The organism is Streptomyces sp. 840.1 (assembly GCF_003751445.1).
In the GTDB taxonomy this organism is placed as follows: Bacteria; Actinomycetota; Actinomycetes; order Streptomycetales; family Streptomycetaceae; genus Streptomyces.
Map to the genome: position 1 here is coordinate 3,359,967 of NZ_RJUU01000001.1, position 17,777 is coordinate 3,377,743.

At 67.5% G+C, this 17,777-nt stretch carries 12 protein-coding genes and 2 rRNA genes; 9 read left to right on the forward strand and 5 right to left on the reverse strand.

The genetic code is table 11. From position 1 onward, the window contains the following. Positions 1–182: 182 nt before the first annotated feature. Positions 183–3,308 (forward strand): 23S ribosomal RNA (locus tag EDD93_RS15385). 79 nt (positions 3,309–3,387) lie between these two features. Beyond that, positions 3,388–3,504 (forward strand): 5S ribosomal RNA (gene rrf / locus EDD93_RS15390). Between the two features lie 152 nt (positions 3,505–3,656). Here the strand turns inward: rrf and EDD93_RS15395 are convergent. From EDD93_RS15395 to EDD93_RS15415, 5 genes are read right to left on the reverse strand one after another with little or no spacing between them, the layout of a single operon-like run. After that, complete coding sequence (locus EDD93_RS15395; protein ID WP_123525682.1) at positions 3,657–4,967, reverse strand: DUF58 domain-containing protein; 1,311 nt, start codon at positions 4,965–4,967, stop codon at positions 3,657–3,659. A gap of 11 nt (positions 4,968–4,978) precedes the next feature. Next, positions 4,979–5,980, reverse strand: coding sequence for a MoxR family ATPase (locus tag EDD93_RS15400; RefSeq protein ID WP_123525683.1), 1,002 nt, complete (start codon positions 5,978–5,980; stop codon positions 4,979–4,981). After that, positions 5,977–7,203, reverse strand: coding sequence for a DUF4350 domain-containing protein (locus tag EDD93_RS15405; protein WP_123525684.1), 1,227 nt, complete (start codon positions 7,201–7,203; stop codon positions 5,977–5,979). The genes EDD93_RS15400 and EDD93_RS15405 overlap by 4 nt, the downstream gene beginning before the upstream one ends. Beyond that, positions 7,200–7,889: a DUF4129 domain-containing protein gene (locus tag EDD93_RS15410; protein ID WP_185092328.1), complete on the reverse strand. Its 690-nt coding sequence runs from the start codon at positions 7,887–7,889 to the stop codon at positions 7,200–7,202. The genes EDD93_RS15405 and EDD93_RS15410 overlap by 4 nt, the downstream gene beginning before the upstream one ends. 4 nt (positions 7,890–7,893) lie before the next feature. Next, positions 7,894–9,087: a glycerophosphoryl diester phosphodiesterase membrane domain-containing protein gene (locus EDD93_RS15415; protein ID WP_123525685.1), complete on the reverse strand. Its 1,194-nt coding sequence runs from the start codon at positions 9,085–9,087 to the stop codon at positions 7,894–7,896. A gap of 140 nt (positions 9,088–9,227) precedes the next feature. Between EDD93_RS15415 and mtnA the strand changes: the two genes are divergently transcribed. The 7 genes from mtnA (at position 9,228) to EDD93_RS15450 (ending at position 17,744) form a co-directional block, all read left to right on the forward strand. Continuing rightward, positions 9,228–10,373, forward strand: coding sequence for an S-methyl-5-thioribose-1-phosphate isomerase (mtnA, locus tag EDD93_RS15420; RefSeq protein WP_123525686.1), 1,146 nt, complete (start codon positions 9,228–9,230; stop codon positions 10,371–10,373). A gap of 4 nt (positions 10,374–10,377) precedes the next feature. Beyond that, the gene (gene mtrA, locus EDD93_RS15425) at positions 10,378–11,067 is read left to right on the forward strand and encodes a two-component system response regulator MtrA (RefSeq protein ID WP_187740742.1); all 690 of its coding nucleotides are present in this window, start codon (positions 10,378–10,380) and stop codon (positions 11,065–11,067) included. Position 11,068: 1 nt separating this feature from the next. Beyond that, entirely contained in the window at positions 11,069–13,093 is a 2,025-nt protein-coding gene (gene mtrB, locus EDD93_RS15430) for an MtrAB system histidine kinase MtrB (protein ID WP_185092329.1), read from the forward strand. 85 nt (positions 13,094–13,178) lie between these two features. Continuing rightward, positions 13,179–14,948 carry an LpqB family beta-propeller domain-containing protein gene (locus EDD93_RS15435; RefSeq protein WP_260255921.1) on the forward strand — a complete coding sequence of 590 codons (1,770 nt, stop codon included), beginning with the start codon at positions 13,179–13,181 and terminating at the stop codon, positions 14,946–14,948. A 113-nt stretch (positions 14,949–15,061) separates the two neighbouring features. Next, positions 15,062–15,790, forward strand: a complete 729-nt coding sequence (locus EDD93_RS15440) for a ComF family protein (protein ID WP_123525688.1) — start codon at positions 15,062–15,064, stop codon at positions 15,788–15,790. Between the two features lie 322 nt (positions 15,791–16,112). Beyond that, entirely contained in the window at positions 16,113–16,802 is a 690-nt protein-coding gene (gene hpf / locus EDD93_RS15445; protein WP_123525689.1) for a ribosome hibernation-promoting factor, HPF/YfiA family, read from the forward strand. Between the two features lie 186 nt (positions 16,803–16,988). Further along, the gene (locus tag EDD93_RS15450; RefSeq protein ID WP_123525690.1) at positions 16,989–17,744 is read left to right on the forward strand and encodes a response regulator transcription factor; all 756 of its coding nucleotides are present in this window, start codon (positions 16,989–16,991) and stop codon (positions 17,742–17,744) included. Positions 17,745–17,777 lie beyond the last annotated feature (33 nt).

The following is a 17,777-nucleotide window of genomic DNA, read 5'->3' on the forward strand; positions in this document are numbered from 1 at the left end:
GTACTGCTTCGGCGTGGAATGTGGGAGGGGATCGGTCGGGTCGGGCACGCTGTTGGGTATCTGAAGGTACGGCCGTCATGGTCGTCCTTCGGTTGCCGGCCCCAGTGAACTCGCCCGGTAAGGGTGGGGTGATGGGTGGCTGGTCGTTGTTTGAGAACTGCACAGTGGACGCGAGCATCTGTGGCCAAGTTTTTAAGGGCGCACGGTGGATGCCTTGGCACCAGGAACCGATGAAGGACGTGGGAGGCCACGATAGGCCCCGGGGAGCTGTCAACCAAGCTTTGATCCGGGGGTGTCCGAATGGGGAAACCCGGCAGTCGTCATGGGCTGTCACCCGCTGCTGAACACATAGGCAGTGTGGAGGGAACGAGGGGAAGTGAAACATCTCAGTACCCTCAGGAAGAGAAAACAACCGTGATTCCGGGAGTAGTGGCGAGCGAAACTGGATCAGGCCAAACCGTATGCGTGTGATACCCGGCAGGGGTTGCGCATGCGGGGTTGTGGGATCTCTTTTTCACGGTCTGCCGGCTGTGAGACGAGTCAGAAACCGTTGATGTAGGCGAAGGACATGCGAAAGGTCCGGCGTAGAGGGTAAGACCCCCGTAGCTGAAACATCAACGGCTCGTTTAAGAGACACCCAAGTAGCACGGGGCCCGAGAAATCCCGTGTGAATCTGGCGGGACCACCCGTTAAGCCTAAATATTCCCTGGTGACCGATAGCGGATAGTACCGTGAGGGAATGGTGAAAAGTACCGCGGGAGCGGAGTGAAATAGTACCTGAAACCGTGTGCCTACAAGCCGTGGGAGCGTCGCTGTATGTGCTTGCACATGCAGTCGTGACTGCGTGCCTTTTGAAGAATGAGCCTGCGAGTTTGCGGTGTGTTGCGAGGTTAACCCGTGTGGGGAAGCCGTAGCGAAAGCGAGTCCGAATAGGGCGATTTAGTAGCGCGCTCAAGACCCGAAGCGGAGTGATCTAGCCATGGGCAGGTTGAAGCGGAGGTAAGACTTCGTGGAGGACCGAACCCACCAGGGTTGAAAACCTGGGGGATGACCTGTGGTTAGGGGTGAAAGGCCAATCAAACTCCGTGATAGCTGGTTCTCCCCGAAATGCATTTAGGTGCAGCGTCGTGTGTTTCTTGCCGGAGGTAGAGCACTGGATAGGCGATGGGCCCTACCGGGTTACTGACCTTAGCCAAACTCCGAATGCCGGTAAGTGAGAGCACGGCAGTGAGACTGTGGGGGATAAGCTCCATGGTCGAGAGGGAAACAGCCCAGAGCATCGACTAAGGCCCCTAAGCGTACGCTAAGTGGGAAAGGATGTGGAGTCGCAGAGACAACCAGGAGGTTGGCTTAGAAGCAGCCACCCTTGAAAGAGTGCGTAATAGCTCACTGGTCAAGTGATTCCGCGCCGACAATGTAGCGGGGCTCAAGCGTACCGCCGAAGTCGTGTCATTCCAGCACATACCCCCAACGGGGGCTGGGATGGGTAGGGGAGCGTCGTGTGCCGGGTGAAGCAGCCGCGGAAGCGAGTTGTGGACGGTTCACGAGTGAGAATGCAGGCATGAGTAGCGATACACACGTGAGAAACGTGTGCGCCGATTGACTAAGGGTTCCTGGGTCAAGCTGATCTGCCCAGGGTAAGTCGGGACCTAAGGCGAGGCCGACAGGCGTAGTCGATGGACAACCGGTTGATATTCCGGTACCCGCTTTGAAACGCCCAATACTGAATCAGGCGATGCTAAGTCCGTGAAGCCGGCCCGATCTCTTCGGAGTTGAGGGTAGTGGTGGAGCCGACGAACCAGACTTGTACTAGGTAAGCGATGGGGTGACGCAGGAAGGTAGTCCAACCCGGGCGGTGGTAGTTCCCGGGGTAAGGGTGTAGGCCGTGTGGTAGGTAAATCCGTCACACATTAAGGCTGAGACCTGATGCCGAGCCGATTGTGGTGAAGTGGATGATCCTATGCTGTCGAGAAAAGCCTCTAGCGAGTTTCATGGCGGCCCGTACCCTAAACCGACTCAGGTGGTCAGGTAGAGAATACCGAGGCGTTCGGGTGAACTATGGTTAAGGAACTCGGCAAAATGCCCCCGTAACTTCGGGAGAAGGGGGGCCATCACTGGTGATCGGATTTACTCCGTGAGCTGGGGGTGGCCGCAGAGACCAGCGAGAAGCGACTGTTTACTAAAAACACAGGTCCGTGCGAAGCCGTAAGGCGATGTATACGGACTGACGCCTGCCCGGTGCTGGAACGTTAAGGGGACCGGTTAGCTGACTTTCGGGTCGGCGAAGCTGAGAACTTAAGCGCCAGTAAACGGCGGTGGTAACTATAACCATCCTAAGGTAGCGAAATTCCTTGTCGGGTAAGTTCCGACCTGCACGAATGGCGTAACGACTTCTCGACTGTCTCAACCATAGGCCCGGTGAAATTGCACTACGAGTAAAGATGCTCGTTTCGCGCAGCAGGACGGAAAGACCCCGGGACCTTTACTATAGTTTGATATTGGTGTTCGGTTCGGCTTGTGTAGGATAGGTGGGAGACTTTGAAGCGGCCACGCCAGTGGTTGTGGAGTCGTCGTTGAAATACCACTCTGGTCGTGCTGGATGTCTAACCTGGGTCCGTGATCCGGATCAGGGACAGTGTCTGATGGGTAGTTTAACTGGGGCGGTTGCCTCCTAAAGAGTAACGGAGGCGCCCAAAGGTTCCCTCAGCCTGGTTGGCAATCAGGTGTTGAGTGTAAGTGCACAAGGGAGCTTGACTGTGAGACCGACGGGTCGAGCAGGGACGAAAGTCGGGACTAGTGATCCGGCAGTGGCTTGTGGAAGCGCTGTCGCTCAACGGATAAAAGGTACCCCGGGGATAACAGGCTGATCTTCCCCAAGAGTCCATATCGACGGGATGGTTTGGCACCTCGATGTCGGCTCGTCGCATCCTGGGGCTGGAGTCGGTCCCAAGGGTTGGGCTGTTCGCCCATTAAAGCGGTACGCGAGCTGGGTTTAGAACGTCGTGAGACAGTTCGGTCCCTATCCGCTGTGCGCGTAGGAATATTGAGAAGGGCTGTCCCTAGTACGAGAGGACCGGGACGGACGAACCTCTGGTGTGCCAGTTGTCCTGCCAAGGGCATGGCTGGTTGGCTACGTTCGGAAAGGATAACCGCTGAAAGCATCTAAGCGGGAAGCCTGCTTCGAGATGAGTATTCCCACCCTCTTGAAGGGTTAAGGCTCCCAGTAGACGACTGGGTTGATAGGCCAGATGTGGAAGCCCGGTAACGGGTGGAGCTGACTGGTACTAATAGGCCGAGGGCTTGTCCTCAGTTGCTCGCGTCCACTGTGTTAGTTCTGAAATAACGAACGGCCGTGTTGTGTTCCGGTGTTGGTTAATTTCATAGTGTTTCGGTGGTCATTGCGTTAGGGAAACGCCCGGTTACATTCCGAACCCGGAAGCTAAGCCTTTCAGCGCCGATGGTACTGCAGGGGGGACCCTGTGGGAGAGTAGGACGCCGCCGAACTCCTTTTAAAATAGTTAAGCCCCGTGCCCTTGTGGCACGGGGCTTTTCTGCGTTCCCGACCAGAACCGGTCCGGATCGGGATCTGTGCGGAGTCCGCCGTCCATTCCAGACGTACTCCGCACAGATCCCGATCAGACGCGGCCGTGGCCCTGCTACAAACGACCCGCTGCCTTGAGAGCCAGGTAGGCGTCGGCGAGAGCCGGCGCGAGCGTGTCGGGAGTGGCGTCGACGACAACGACGCCGCGCCGCTGGAGCTGGTCCGCAGTTCGGCGGCGCCGCGCCTTGGCCTGGGCGGCGGCAGCCGCCTCGTAAACCGCGTCCACTGTGCCTCTCGCGCCGGCCATCTCCTCGATGTGCGGGTCGCTGACCGCCGCCAGCAGCACAGTGTGCCGCTGGGTCAGGCGGGACAGGACCGGCAGCAGTCCCTCCTCGACGGGGGCCGCGTCGAGACTGGTCAGCAGCACGATCAAGGAACGGCGAGGTGCGCTCGCCAGCGCCGTCGCACTGAGGCCCCGCGCATCCGTTTCCAGGAGCTCCGGTTCGAGCGGAGCCATCGCATCCACCATGGCCGGCAGGACCTCCCCCGCGGCCCGGCGCTGAACGCGTGCCCGCACACGCCGGTCGTAGGCGAGCAGCTCAACCCGGTCGCCCGCCCGGGTGGCCAGCGCGGTCAGGAGCAGGGTCGCGTCCATCGCCGCGTCGAGGCGAGGGACATCACCTACCCGCCCTGCCGACGTCCGGCCCGTATCGAGGATGACGAGGATGTGGCGGTCGCGCTCGGGGCGCCACGTCCGCACGGCGACCGCAGACTGCCGGGCAGTGGCCCGCCAGTCGATCGAGCGGGTGTCGTCGCCCGGTACGTAGGCGCGAAGACTGTCGAACTCCGTACCCTCGCCGCGGGTCAGGACGCTGGTGCGGCCGTCCAGTTCCCGCAGTCTGGCGAGACGGGACGGCAGGTGTTTGCGGCTGGTGAAGGGCGGCAGGACGCGGACTGTCCAAGGAACTCGATGACTGCCCTGGCGTGCCACGAGGCCCAGCGGTCCGTACGAGCGGACAGTGATCTGCTCGGCACGTCGATCACCGCGGCGGGTGGGACGCAGCAGTGTGGTGACGCGGCGACGTTCGCCCGGTGGGATCGACAGTCTGTGTCGGGACGCGGACTGTTCCGCATCGCGTTGCCAACTGCTGGGCGGCCAGGCATCACGCAGGTGTGCACGCAGTCGCCGGCGGGAACGATTGACTACGGTGAGTTGCACTTCCGCCCTGTCACCGAGTCGAACGGTTGTATCACCAGATCGGGTGAACTGGAGCGGACGCACTGGCGCAGCCAGGGCGTAGTCGCACAGAATTGCTAGAGACAACGGGGCGTTGACCGCGAGCATGCCCGTCCAGCTCGGGGCCAGGATGCCTACTGGGAGTGACCCCAGAGCGGCGAGCAGTGCAGTGCGTCCGGTGAGGGCCACAATTCACCGCCTCATCGGGGTACGGGGACTTGGGCGAGAACTGCGGTGATGACGGAGTCGGGGGTGACGCCTTCCATCTCGGCCTCGGGCCGGAGCTGGACGCGGTGGCGGAGCGTGGGAAGGGCCAAAGCCTTCACGTCGTCGGGGATCACGTAGTCGCGGCCCGTGAGCCAGGCCCAGGCTCGGGCGGTGGAGAGCAGAGCGGTGGTACCTCGGGGTGAGACTCCGAGGGAGAGCGAGGGGGAATCACGCGTGGCACGACAGATATCTACGACGTAGCCGGCGATCTCGGGCGAGACGCTGGTCCTGGCGACAGCGGTGCGAGCGGCCTCCAGATCGGCTGGTCCTGCGACCGGGCGTATGCCCGCTGCCTTGAGGTCACGGGGGTTGAAGCCGTCTGCATGGCGGGTCAGGACGTCGATCTCGTCCGCGCGGGACGGAAGAGGCACCGTCAGCTTGAGGAGGAAACGGTCCAACTGGGCTTCGGGGAGCGGGTATGTGCCCTCGTATTCCACCGGGTTCTGAGTGGCTGCGACGAGGAAGGGGTCGGGGAGGAGGCGGGGGGTTCCGTCGACCGTGACCTGACGCTCCTCCATCGCCTCCAGGAGTGAGGACTGGGTCTTGGGCGGGGTCCGGTTGATCTCGTCGGCGAGCAGGAGGTTGGTGAAGACCGGTCCCTGCTGGAAGGAGAACTCGGCGGTGCGGGAGTCGTAGACGAGGGACCCGGTGACGTCGCTCGGCATCAGGTCGGGGGTGAACTGGACGCGCTTGGTGTCGAGTTCGAGTGAGGCCGCGAGAGCCCGGACCAGGAGGGTCTTGGCCACGCCCGGGACACCTTCGAGCAGGACGTGACCTCGGCAGAGCAGTGCGACGACAAGCCCGGTGACCGCCGGATCCTGTCCGACCACGGCCTTGGCGATCTCGGAGCGGAGGGCTTCCAGGGAAGCACGGGCCGTGTCGTCGCTCCGGGTGGTGTCGGCTGTCCCGGCGGGAACGGGGGGCGGGGCGGTCATGAGGTACGAACCTCCCTTTCGAGGGAGTCGAGTTGGTCTGCCAGACGGACGAGCGCGGCATCGTCGGAAGGAGCCGAGCCGAAGATCAGTTCTCGAAGGCCGCTGTCGGTCGTGCTGAGACGTGCGGAGACGGCGGGGAGGAGGGCAGCGGGGGAATGGGCATCCTGCGGGGAGACGCCTACGAGGGGGGCGATGCGGGTGCGCGAGGCGTGACGCAGTGAGTCGGCTGCCCGGTCGCGTGCGTTGGTCTTGCGGTGGAGGCGGGCGCGGCCCTCGGTGGACTCGGAGGCGCGGATGGCCACAGGCAGCCGTTCGGCGATTACGGGGCCCAGGCGGCGCGCCCGCCAGACGGCGGCGAGTACGGCGGCGAGGGCGAGTTGCAGGGTGCCCCACAGCCAGCCCGAGGGGATCAGATCCGTGAAGCTGCTCTCGCCACCCGCGCCCCCGTCTCCCGTGCCGCCGTCATTGTGCTCACCGCTGCTTGCGGTGGAACTGTCTTCGAGCGAGGGGAGGTACCAGACCAGATGCGAGCGGGAGCCGAGGAGTTGAAGGGCCAGCGAGGCGTTGCCCTGACTGTCCAGACGGTCGTTGTACAGGATGTCGGCGGAACCGAGGAGGACGGTGTCGCCCCCTGCCGGGTGCCGGAGGAGCAGCACGGTGGGCAGGCCGTCGGCCGGGTAGCAGGCGAGTGTGTCGAGGTTGTCCGCTGCGTATCGCAGACCGCCCGTCTCCGCTTCGCCGGCCTGGCGGGCCGCGTCCAGGGAGCACCGGGGCGCGCGTGTGGTCACCGGTGCGGAGGACTCCGCCCGGACGCCGGGGGCCAGTGCGTCCACGGAGAGAGGTCCCGCGGCGAGGAGCACGGTCCGGCCGGCCTTGTCGGTGGTCGCCGAGTGGAGCGTGTGCTGTTGATGGGGCGTCAGCAGGTTGGGGGCGGTGACGAGCAGCGTGGTGTCCGGACCGGCTGCGGACGTGGCGTCCTTGAGCGTGGTGACGACACGGACGGATACGCCTCGGTCCTTGAGGAGCTCGGCGACGGCCCGGCTGCCGTAGCGGTCTGCGGAGCGGGGATCGAGACGGCCGTGCCGGTCGCTGGAGTGGGTGGCCGCCAGGGTGATTCCGGCGGCGACGAGCACGAGGACGGCGAGCAGCAGCCCGCGTGTGCGGGTCCAGACCTGACGAGGAGTCGGGGAGACCGAGGAGGAAGCCGTGGTGACCACGCTCATCCGGCAGCTCCGGGAAGTGCGCCGGTTAGTTCGGGCTTGGCGGACTCGAGCTCCAGGTCCAGGGCGAGCACGGTTTGGTACGCCTGCTGGCCGGCGGTGCGGCCACCGTATGTGACGTCGTCGAACTGCCGGGCGGCCGTACGCAGGCGTGTGGCGTGCGCGGGGAGCGTCCGGCCGGCCTCCGCGGCGGCTTCGTCTGCTGTGCGGCCGGGGCGCGGTTCCAGCAGGGCGCGTTCTTCGAGGGAGCGGACGATGGCGCGCATCCGCTCCTGGACCGCCTGGTTCCAGCGGCCGGCGGCTGCGTGTGCCCCGGCAGCGGTGCGGTGTTCCGCAGCACCGCGGGGACCGGTTTCGAAGAGGGCGTCCGCCGGCCCGGGACCGCGTTGCGGAGTACCCAGCCGCCACCAGAGTGCGGTGGCCAGGGCGAGGACGATCAGTACCAGTACGACCAGTCCGGCCGGACCGCCGATGGCGGCGCCGGAGGCGGACGAGAGGAGGTCACCGACCCATTTCCACAGCTGGTCGAGAGCGCGTTGGAGGAAGTTCGGGTCGTTCTCGTGGTACATCGATTTGGACAGTTCGTGCCGTGCCGCCTCGCGGGCGGGCACCCGTGGGGTGTCCACGGGTATGCCGCCGCTCGCCCTGACCAACAGTTGTGCCACCGCTGTGCCGCCCGCCCCCGACACGGCGTCAGCTCCTGTTGTCGTAGCCCGGCAGGCCCGCTGCCCTGGCGAGTTCGAGGTCGAGTGCCTCGCGTCGGATGCGCTGGTCCACGTAGAGCAGCGCGGTGACGCCCGCGGAGAGCGGATAGGTGATCGTCGCGACGATCACGTCACCGATTCCGGAGATGATCAGGAACGCCCAGCCGAAACTGTTGGGGCCGTCGGAGAGGAACGCGCTCATACCGCCGCCGTCCACGAGGATCGCGATGATGCCGAACGGAATGCCGATCACCACGGTCACGATGAGAGTCAGCAGCCACGTGAGGGCCAGGATTCCGAACGTCCGCCACCACGCGCCCCGGACCAGTTTGGCGGAGCGTCGCATCGAGGCGGTGATCGACTGCCGTTCCAGCATCAGTGCGGGGGAGGCAAGGCAGAAGCGGACCAGGAGCCACGCCAGTACGACACAGGCGGCGAGCAGACCGAGGAAGGCGAGCCCCATACCTGCCGTGTCACCGAGCAGGTAGCCGGGGAGGAGCCCGACGGCCATGATGGCCACGGTCATGACAGCCAGCAGCAGCGTCAGGCCCAGCAGCGGCAGCAGCCGGGGCCGGGCCTCGGCCCACGCGTCGGAGAGGGTGACGGGGCGGCCGAGCACCGAGCGGCTGATCACCACGGTCAGCACCGCTGTGGTGAAGATCGTGGCGAGCATCGTGATGAGCAGGGACGGGGCAAGGTCCAGCAGGCTGGACCGGAGCGAGTCGGCTGCCTGACGCAGGGCCTCCGAGCCCGTGGCGTTCGCGTCGATCGAAGGCGGGTCGGGCAGCAGATAGCGCTGTATGAGGATGAGCGCGGTCTGGGCGACCACGGAAACGGCGAGCGTGAGGCCGAGGACCGTGCGCCAGTGGGCGCGCATGGTGGATACGGCGCCGTCGAGGATCTCGCCGACGCCCAGTGGCCGGAGCGGGATGACGCCGGGACGTGCCGCGTGCGGCCGGCCCCAGCCGGGCCCTGGCGGCCTGCCGCCCCAGCCGGGGGCCGGAGGCGGGGCGCCGGGGCCGGGACTGCTCGGTGGGGACCACTGCCCGGCGGGCGGCTGCGTGGAAGACCAGTTTCCCGCAGGTCCGCTGCCGTCGACCGGTTCGGAGGGCCGGGGAATTCCCGCCTCCTGGCCGTCGGAGGGGGCAGATCCGGGCGAGGCCCAGCCCGGAGAGTCGTTCATTCTCGCTCCTTAACGGTCCCGTCCGCTCATCGGGGCGGCAGGTTGGCAGCCATCGTGCCACGCGTTGCACCGGTCCGGTCCTGGTGCTCCATCTCCTTCGTCCCTTCATTTGTGGGCGGCTCACCGGGCAGACTGGGCGGATGGCTGATCAGGACGCGCAACCGCCGGTGGGCACCGCTCCCTCCGCGCTTTCCGTACTCCGCTGGGACGAGCCCCCGGAAAGTCCTGCGGTGGTGCTCCTCGACCAGACGCGGTTGCCCGCGGAAGAGGCCGAGCTGGTGTGTGCCGATGTGCCCGCGCTGGTGGAGGCGATCCGGACACTGGCGGTGCGGGGAGCACCGCTGCTGGGTATCGCGGGGGCTTACGGCGTGGCTCTCGCCGCGGTACGGGGTCAGGACGTGGACGCTGCCGCGGAGCTGCTGGAGCAGGCGCGGCCCACCGCGGTGAACCTCGGCTACGGCGTACGGCGGGCCGCCGGGGCGTACCGCACGGCGATCGGGAAGGGGGCAGGTCCCGAGCAGGCGGCGGCGGGGGCGCTGATGGAGGCGAGGGCCCTGCACCGGGAGGACGCCGAGGCGAGCGGCCGCATGGCGAGGTTCGGGCTCGCCCTCCTGGACGAGCTGCTGCCCGACGGCGGGCATCAGCTGCTGACCCACTGCAACACGGGGGCGCTTGTCTCGGGAGGCGAGGGAACGGCCTTCGCGGTGGCGCTCGGCTTGCACCGGGCGGGCCGGCTGAGGCGGCTGTGGGTCGACGAGACCCGCCCGCTGCTCCAGGGGGCCAGGCTGACCGCGTACGAGGCGGCTCGCAACGGCATGGCGTACAGCGTGCTCACGGACAACGCCGCGGGGTCACTGTTCGCGGCGGGTGAGGTGGACGCCGTACTCATCGGGGCGGACCGGATCGCCGCGGACGGCTCCGTGGCCAACAAGGTGGGGAGTTATCCGCTGGCGGTGCTCGCGAAGTATCACCACGTACCGTTCATCGTGGTGGCCCCGACCACGACCGTGGATCTGGCCACCGCGGACGGGGAGTCGATCACCGTGGAGCAGAGATCCGAACGGGAAGTGACTGAGGTCACATTTTCCCGCTTCGGGGCGGCCGGCCGGGAAACGGGTGGCGTGATCGTGGCACCACAGGGATCCCCGGCGTACAACCCCGCCTTCGACATCACACCGCCGGAGCTGGTCACGGCGATCGTCACGGAGGAGGGCGTAATCTCCCCGGTCACAGGGGTCGGGCTGGCAGAGCTGTGTGCCAGGTCATCGCAGATAACGATTAGCTAATGGGATGATGTCGATTATGAAGGGACGCGTCCTTGTCGTCGACGACGACACCGCACTGGCCGAGATGCTCGGCATTGTGCTGCGTGGTGAGGGGTTCGAGCCGTCGTTCGTAGCGGACGGCGACAAGGCACTTGCTGCATTTCGTGAGGCGAAGCCGGACCTGGTTCTGCTCGATCTCATGCTGCCCGGTAGGGACGGCATCGAGGTCTGCAGGCTGATCAGGGCCGAGTCGGGTGTGCCGATCGTCATGCTCACTGCCAAGAGCGACACGGTTGACGTGGTGGTGGGCCTGGAGTCCGGGGCCGACGACTACATCGTCAAACCGTTCAAACCTAAGGAGTTGGTTGCCCGGATCAGGGCACGTTTGCGGAGGTCCGAGGAGCCGGCACCGGAGCAGCTCACCATTGGTGATCTGGTCATAGACGTGGCCGGGCACTCGGTGAAGCGGGACGGGCAGTCCATCGCCCTGACCCCGCTGGAGTTCGACCTGCTGGTCGCGCTCGCTCGTAAGCCGTGGCAGGTCTTCACCCGTGAGGTACTGCTTGAGCAGGTGTGGGGATACCGCCATGCCGCTGACACCCGGCTGGTGAACGTCCATGTCCAGCGTCTGCGCTCCAAGGTCGAGAAGGACCCGGAGCGGCCGGAGATCGTGGTGACGGTCCGCGGCGTCGGCTACAAGGCCGGACCGAGCTGACATGTCCCTGGGTAGCGCTGCTCCGAAGCCCGGGGAGCCGGGAGTCCGTGCGGAGCGGGCTGCCGGCCCAGGGCACACGCCGTCCCACGTCGGGCTCTTCCTGCAGGGCGGCCGGTTGTTCCAGAACCGGGCGCCCGGCGGGCCGGTGCCGCGACTGCTGATGCGCTGGGTGCGGCGTCCGCTGCTGCCGGCGGTGCGGCTGTGGCGGCGCAACCTCCAGCTGCGGGTCGTCGCGGGCACGCTGCTGATGTCGCTCGGTGTGGTGCTGCTGCTGGGCCTGGTCGTGATCGGGCAGGTGCGCAACGGCCTGCTGGACGCGAAGGGCAAGGCCGCGCAGACACAGGCGGCGGGCGGGTTCGCGGCCGCCCAGGAGAAGGCCAACGCGCCGGTCACCCCTGCTCCCGGGCAGGGCGGCGATGCCGCGGACGGCACGACGGCCAACAACTCCTGGCGGACCGAGCTGGTCGACCAGCTCGCCAGTGGCGGGAAGAACGCCTTCAATGTCGTGGCGCTCAGCGCCGACGAGGGCTCCCGTGCGCCCAGAGGCTCGGGCAGCGTCGAGGCGGCGAGCATCCCGCAGAGCCTCCGCGAGTCCGTGAACAAGGGCCCCGGAGCGTTCCAGACGTACTCCCTGATCCGTTACGCGAACGGACAGGAGTCGCAGCCCGGTCTCGTCGTGGGCAAGCGGCTGTACGACATCGACCGCAACCCCTACCAGCTGTACTACCTCTTCCCGCTGACGCAGGAGGAGAAGTCGCTGACCCTGGTCAAGGGCACCCTGGCCACCGCTGGTCTGTTCGTGGTCGTGCTGCTCGGGGCCATCGCCTGGTTCGTGGTGCGCCAGGTCGTCACGCCCGTCCGCATGGCGGCCGGAATCGCCGAACGGCTCTCCGCAGGCCGGCTCCAGGAACGGATGAAGGTCACCGGCGAGGACGACATCGCCCGCCTCGGCGAGGCCTTCAACAAGATGGCCCAGAGCCTTCAGCTGAAGATCCAGCAGCTGGAGGAGCTCTCCCGGATGCAGCGGCGGTTCGTCTCGGACGTCTCGCACGAGCTGCGCACACCCCTGACGACGGTACGGATGGCCGCCGATGTCATCCATGAGGCACGCGTCGACTTCGACCCCGTCACGGCGCGCTCCGCGGAGCTGCTCGGTGATCAGCTCGACCGGTTCGAGTCGCTGCTCTCCGATCTGCTGGAGATCAGCCGGTTCGACGCGGGAGCCGCGGCACTGGAGGCCGAGCCGATAGACCTGCGACAGGTCGTGCGGCGGGTGATCGGTGGCGCCGAGCCGCTGGCCGAGCGCAAGGGCACCCGGATCAGGGTGGCCGGTGACGAGCAGCCGGTGATAGCGGAGGCCGACGCACGACGCGTCGAGCGGGTCCTGCGCAACCTGGTCGTCAACGCCGTCGAGCACGGTGAGGGCCGCGATGTCGTGGTGCGGATGGGGGTGGCCGGCGGCGCGGTCGCGGTAGCCGTCCGGGACTACGGGGTGGGCCTGAAGCCCGGCGAGGCGACCCGGGTGTTCAACCGTTTCTGGCGGGCCGACCCGGCCCGTGCACGCACGACCGGCGGCACCGGCCTCGGGCTGTCGATCGCCGTCGAGGACGCCCGGCTGCACGGCGGCTGGCTCCAGGCCTGGGGCGAACCCGGCGGCGGCTCACAGTTCCGGCTGACACTGCCGCGTACCGCGGACGAGCCGCTGAGAGGTTCACCGATACCGCTGGAGCCCGAGGACTCGCGGCGCAACCGGGAGAGCCGGGAGCGAGCGGCCGCGGCCCCCGCGCAGGCCACGGGCAGCGAGCACCGGCTGATGGCCGTGCCCTCCCAGCCGGCCGGCGCCGACCGCTCATCGCTGCCTGCCCACGCACCCGCGAACGCCCGGACCGCACCGGTCTCGGTGCACCCGGCGGCACTGCCGGGCAACGGCGCGCGGGTGGTGCCGCGACCCGCCGGGGAGCGCCCCGGCTCCAACGACTCCCCGGGACAGGATCCCGGGCGGGAGGACACGACTCGTGGGCACTGACCGTCATCAGGGCGGCCCCGGACGTGCGGCGGGGCTGACCGTGCTGCTGGGCTGCGGCGCACTGCTGCTCACCGCGTGCGGTTCGATGCCCGTCACCGGGGACGTCAAGGCCGTGGACGCCTCGCAGCCCGGCGACTCCCAGGTGCAGGTGTACGCGGTCGCGCCGCGTGACGGTGCCACTCCGAACGAGGTGGTCGACGGTTTCCTGGAGTCGATGACCAGTGATGACTCCGATTTCCGGACGACGCGCAAATACCTCACCCCGGAGGCGTCGAAGTCCTGGAAGCCGAGTGCGCTCACCACCGTGCTGGCCAAGGCGCCGAACCGGAGCGACCGCCCGGTCCACGAGAGCGACCGCAGCACCACCGAGGTCAGCTACACGCTGTCCGGCGAGAAGGTGGCGACGGTCGACGAGCAGAAGGCGTACCAGCCGCTGGCTCCGGTGGACTACGCCAGCACCCTCCATCTGGTGCGGCGCAACGGCCCGGACGGCAAGGAGTGGCGCATCGACACCGTGCCGGACGGCCTGGTGCTCGGGCAGTCGGACTTCAAGCGGCTCTACCGTTCCGTCAACAAGTTCTACTTCGCCACCGGGCTGTCCGAGGCGAAGTCCACACTCGTCGCCGACCCCGTCTACATCCGTAACCGGACGGACCCCACCACCGGCATGGACACCGTGACGCAGGCGGTCCGCAGCCTCCTGGGGGGCCCGACCGACTGGCTGCGGCCGGTGGTCGCATCACGCTTCCCCGCCGGGACGGCGCTGCGCAAGGACGTCATCTCGCTGACGCCCGACGACCGCAACGTACTGAAGGTCCCGCTCAACAAGAAGGCGGACGGGACCGGCCAGCGCTCCTGCCGGATGATGGCCTCCCAGGTGCTCTTCACTCTCCGGGACCTGACCTCGGCGCGGGTCGAGCAGGTGGAGCTGCAGCGCTCGGACGGTTCGCCGTTGTGCGTGCTCGGCTCGGACCAGGCGGAGGAGTACGCCCCCGACGGCTCGTCCGGCGGGCCCGACAGCCAGTACTTCGTCGACGCCAAGGGGCATGTGCAGCGCATTCCGGGGAGCACCAAGGGCAGCGGAGAACCGGAGGCGGTGCCAGGCCCGTTCGGTTCCGGTGCGGCGCGGGTGAGCGAGGTGGGCGTGGCCCGCGACGAGCAGTTGGCCGCGGCGCTCTCGCAGAACCGTGACGCGCTCTACGTGGCCTCCATCACCGAGGACGGCCAGCTGCCTGCCCCGGCGGTGACGAGTACGGCCAGTGGTGCGGCGGACCGTCTGACGGCGCCCAGCTGGGACGGCAGGGGCGACCTCTGGGTCGCCGACCGGGACCCGGACAACCCCAGGCTGCTGCGGCTGGCCGGTGGTGCGGGCAAGCCGCAGGAGGTCACGGTGCCCAGTCTGAACGGCAGCCGGATCAAGGGGCTGCGGCTGTCCTCGGACGGAGTGCGTATCGCGCTGCTGCTGACGAGCGACGGCCACACGACGCTGAAGATCGGCCGGATCGAGCGCCATGGCCCGCAGGACAAGCAGCAGATCTCCGTGGTGGACCTGCGCCAGGCCGCGCCGCAGCTCGCGGACGTGACCGCGATGTCGTGGTCGGGCGGCAGCCGTCTCGTGGTGGTCGGCAAGGAGCAGGGCGGCGTGCAGCAGGTCCGCTATGTGCAGGCGGACGGCTCGACCCCCTCCTCGGGCGTGCTGCCCGGGGTGAACCAGGTGCGGGCGATCGCCGCGGCGGACGACGAGCAGTTGCCGCTGATGGCGGACACGCAGGGCGACGGGATAGTGAAACTGCTGCCCGGGGACAACTGGCAGACGGTCCTCAAGGAGGGCTCGGCGCTGGTCTACCCGGGCTGACGCCCGGAACGCGTCCGGGCCCGTCCGGCCGAGCGCGTCCGCCGCCGGCGCGGGCCCCGGACAGGTTTTCCACAGGGGTGGTCGGGCGGCTCCGTCGGGGGCACAGTGGAGTCATGCGCGGGTGGTGGCGGGAGATCACCGGACTGGTCCTGCCAGTGGCCTGTGGGGGCTGCGGCAGACCGCGGACCGAGCTGTGCGAGGAGTGTGCCGCACAGCTCCACGGCGGGCCGCCCCGCCGGGTGAGACCTGACCCGGAGCCGGCCGGTCTGCCCGCGGTGCACGCAGCCGCCGGCTACGAGAACGCGGTACGGGCGCTGCTGCTGGCCCACAAGGAGCGAGGTGCGCTGGGCCTGGCCGGGGCACTCGGCAAGGCGCTGGCGGGCGCCGTGCGGGCCGGGGCGGGGCCACCGTCCGGTGGCGGACCGCTGCTGCTCGTGCCCGTGCCCTCCTCGCGCCGGGCCGTGGCGGCCCGAGGACACGATCCGACCCGCCGGATCGCCCTGGCGGCCGCGGCGGAACTGCGGCGTGCGGGCACCCCGGCCAGAGTGGCCGCGGTGCTGCGGCAGCGGCGTCCGGTGGCCGACCAGTCGGGGCTCGGGGCCGGGGACCGCCTGGCCAATCTCGCGGGGGCGCTGCAGGTGGTGGCCGGGGGTGCGCGGCTGCTGTCCGACGGGCGGGTGGTGCTGGTCGACGACCTGCTCACGACGGGGGCCTCGCTGGCCGAGGCGGCACGGGCGATCGGCCGCGCAGGCGGGCAGGCGCGCACCGGTCCGGGAGCGTGCCGCGCGGCCGTTGTCGCAGTATCTCCGTCCGCCTTCGAAATAAACCGGAACTGGAAGTGAACTTGCATCGTTGCAGGTAGTGAGTGGGTAAAAGGACCTGAACGGAGGTACGTGCGAGTAGCGGGTGCCGACAGGTGGCCGAGCAGGCTATGTTCGGTTGTGAGGAATGGTGAATGCCAGACCTCGGCGAATGCACCACCAGGTTTCGGGCAGGTGACCCACCAGCAGTTCAGAATCCGGAAATTCGGTGGGGTGCAGACCTCGCCGCCGGGGGAGGAGGAGGTGGAACCCACCGAGTCCGCGGCTCCGGTTACCACCGGGGCCTGGTGCAAAAGGGAGATGCTCCGCCGCTGAGCGGAGCGATCCGGGAACGGAGTTCTGCGTGGACATCGTCGTCAAGGGCCGCAAGACCGAGGTGCCCGAGCGGTTCCGCAAGCACGTGGCCGAGAAGCTGAAGCTGGACAAGATCCAGAAGTTCGACGGCAAGGTGATCAGCCTCGACGTGGAGGTGTCCAAGGAGCCGAATCCCCGTCAGGCCGACCGTTCCGACCGGGTGGAGATCACGCTCCGCTCGCGTGGACCGGTCATCAGGGCGGAAGCGGCCGCAGGCGACCCGTACGCAGCGCTGGATCTGGCCACCGGCAAGCTGGAGGCCAGGCTGCGCAAGCAGCACGACAAGCGCTACAGCCGTCGCGGTTCGGGCCGTACCCCGGCCGCTGAGGTCGCCGAAGTAGTGCCGGAAGCGGCTTCGTTCAACGGCGACGGCGAGCTGATCGCCGACGAAGTGACGAAGCCCGTGCCCACCACCAGGATCGGCTCGCTCGAGGTGCAGGGCGAAGGACCGCTGGTGATGCGCGAGAAGACGCACGTCGCGGCACCCATGTCGCTCGACCAGGCGCTCTACGAGATGGAACTGGTCGGACACGACTTCTATCTGTTCGTCGACTCCGACACGAAGGAGCCGAGTGTCGTCTACCGGCGGCACGCGTACGACTACGGCGTCATCCACCTGAGGACCGACCCGCTGGCCGCCGACGAGGCGGGCGGCGCGGGCGGGGCGCTCGGCGGCTGACACCACCGCTCCGTGGTGCCCCTGGAGCGCCTTGTGCGCCCCCAGGGGCACCCGCGTGCGACCACTGGATCACCGCTCTGACGTCCAGGCATGAAATCATGGCAGCCCAAGCCAATCGGTGCTCTGTGAACTGCCGTTGGCGGACAGTTTGTGAACTTCAGGCCGTGGCCTTCAGGGGGAGGAACGATGGCGGACACCTTCGGGCCCGTGCGCGATGCGAATGATGCCGGCGCTGCTTCCGGTGCCCGCACCGGAACGGACGATGACAGTGGTTCCCGCAAGGAGCCGATCCGGGTCCTCGTGGTCGACGACCACGCCCTCTTCCGCAGGGGGCTGGAGATCGTCCTCGCGCAGGAGGAGGACATCCAGGTCGTCGGTGAGGCCGGGGACGGGTCGGAAGCGGTGGACAAGGCCGCCGATCTGCTGCCCGACATCGTGCTGATGGATGTACGGATGCCCAAACGCGGCGGCATCGAGGCCTGTACCGCCATCAAGGAGGTGGCCCCCAGCGCGAAGATCATCATGCTGACGATCAGCGACGAGGAGGCCGACCTCTACGATGCCATCAAGGCGGGCGCCACCGGCTACCTCCTCAAGGAGATCTCCACGGACGAGGTCGCCACCGCGATCCGCGCGGTCGCGGACGGGCAGTCCCAGATCAGCCCGTCCATGGCGTCGAAACTGCTCACCGAGTTCAAGTCGATGATCCAGCGGACCGACGAACGCCGGCTGGTGCCGGCGCCCCGGCTCACGGAGCGTGAGCTCGAAGTCCTCAAACTGGTTGCCACGGGCATGAACAATCGCGATATCGCGAAGGAGCTGTTCATTTCCGAGAACACCGTGAAGAACCACGTCCGCAACATTCTGGAGAAGCTCCAGCTGCACTCCAGGATGGAAGCCGTGGTCTATGCCATGCGGGAGAAAATCCTTGAGATCAGGTGACCGGGCCGGGTAAAGCCCTGGGAATGCCTGGGG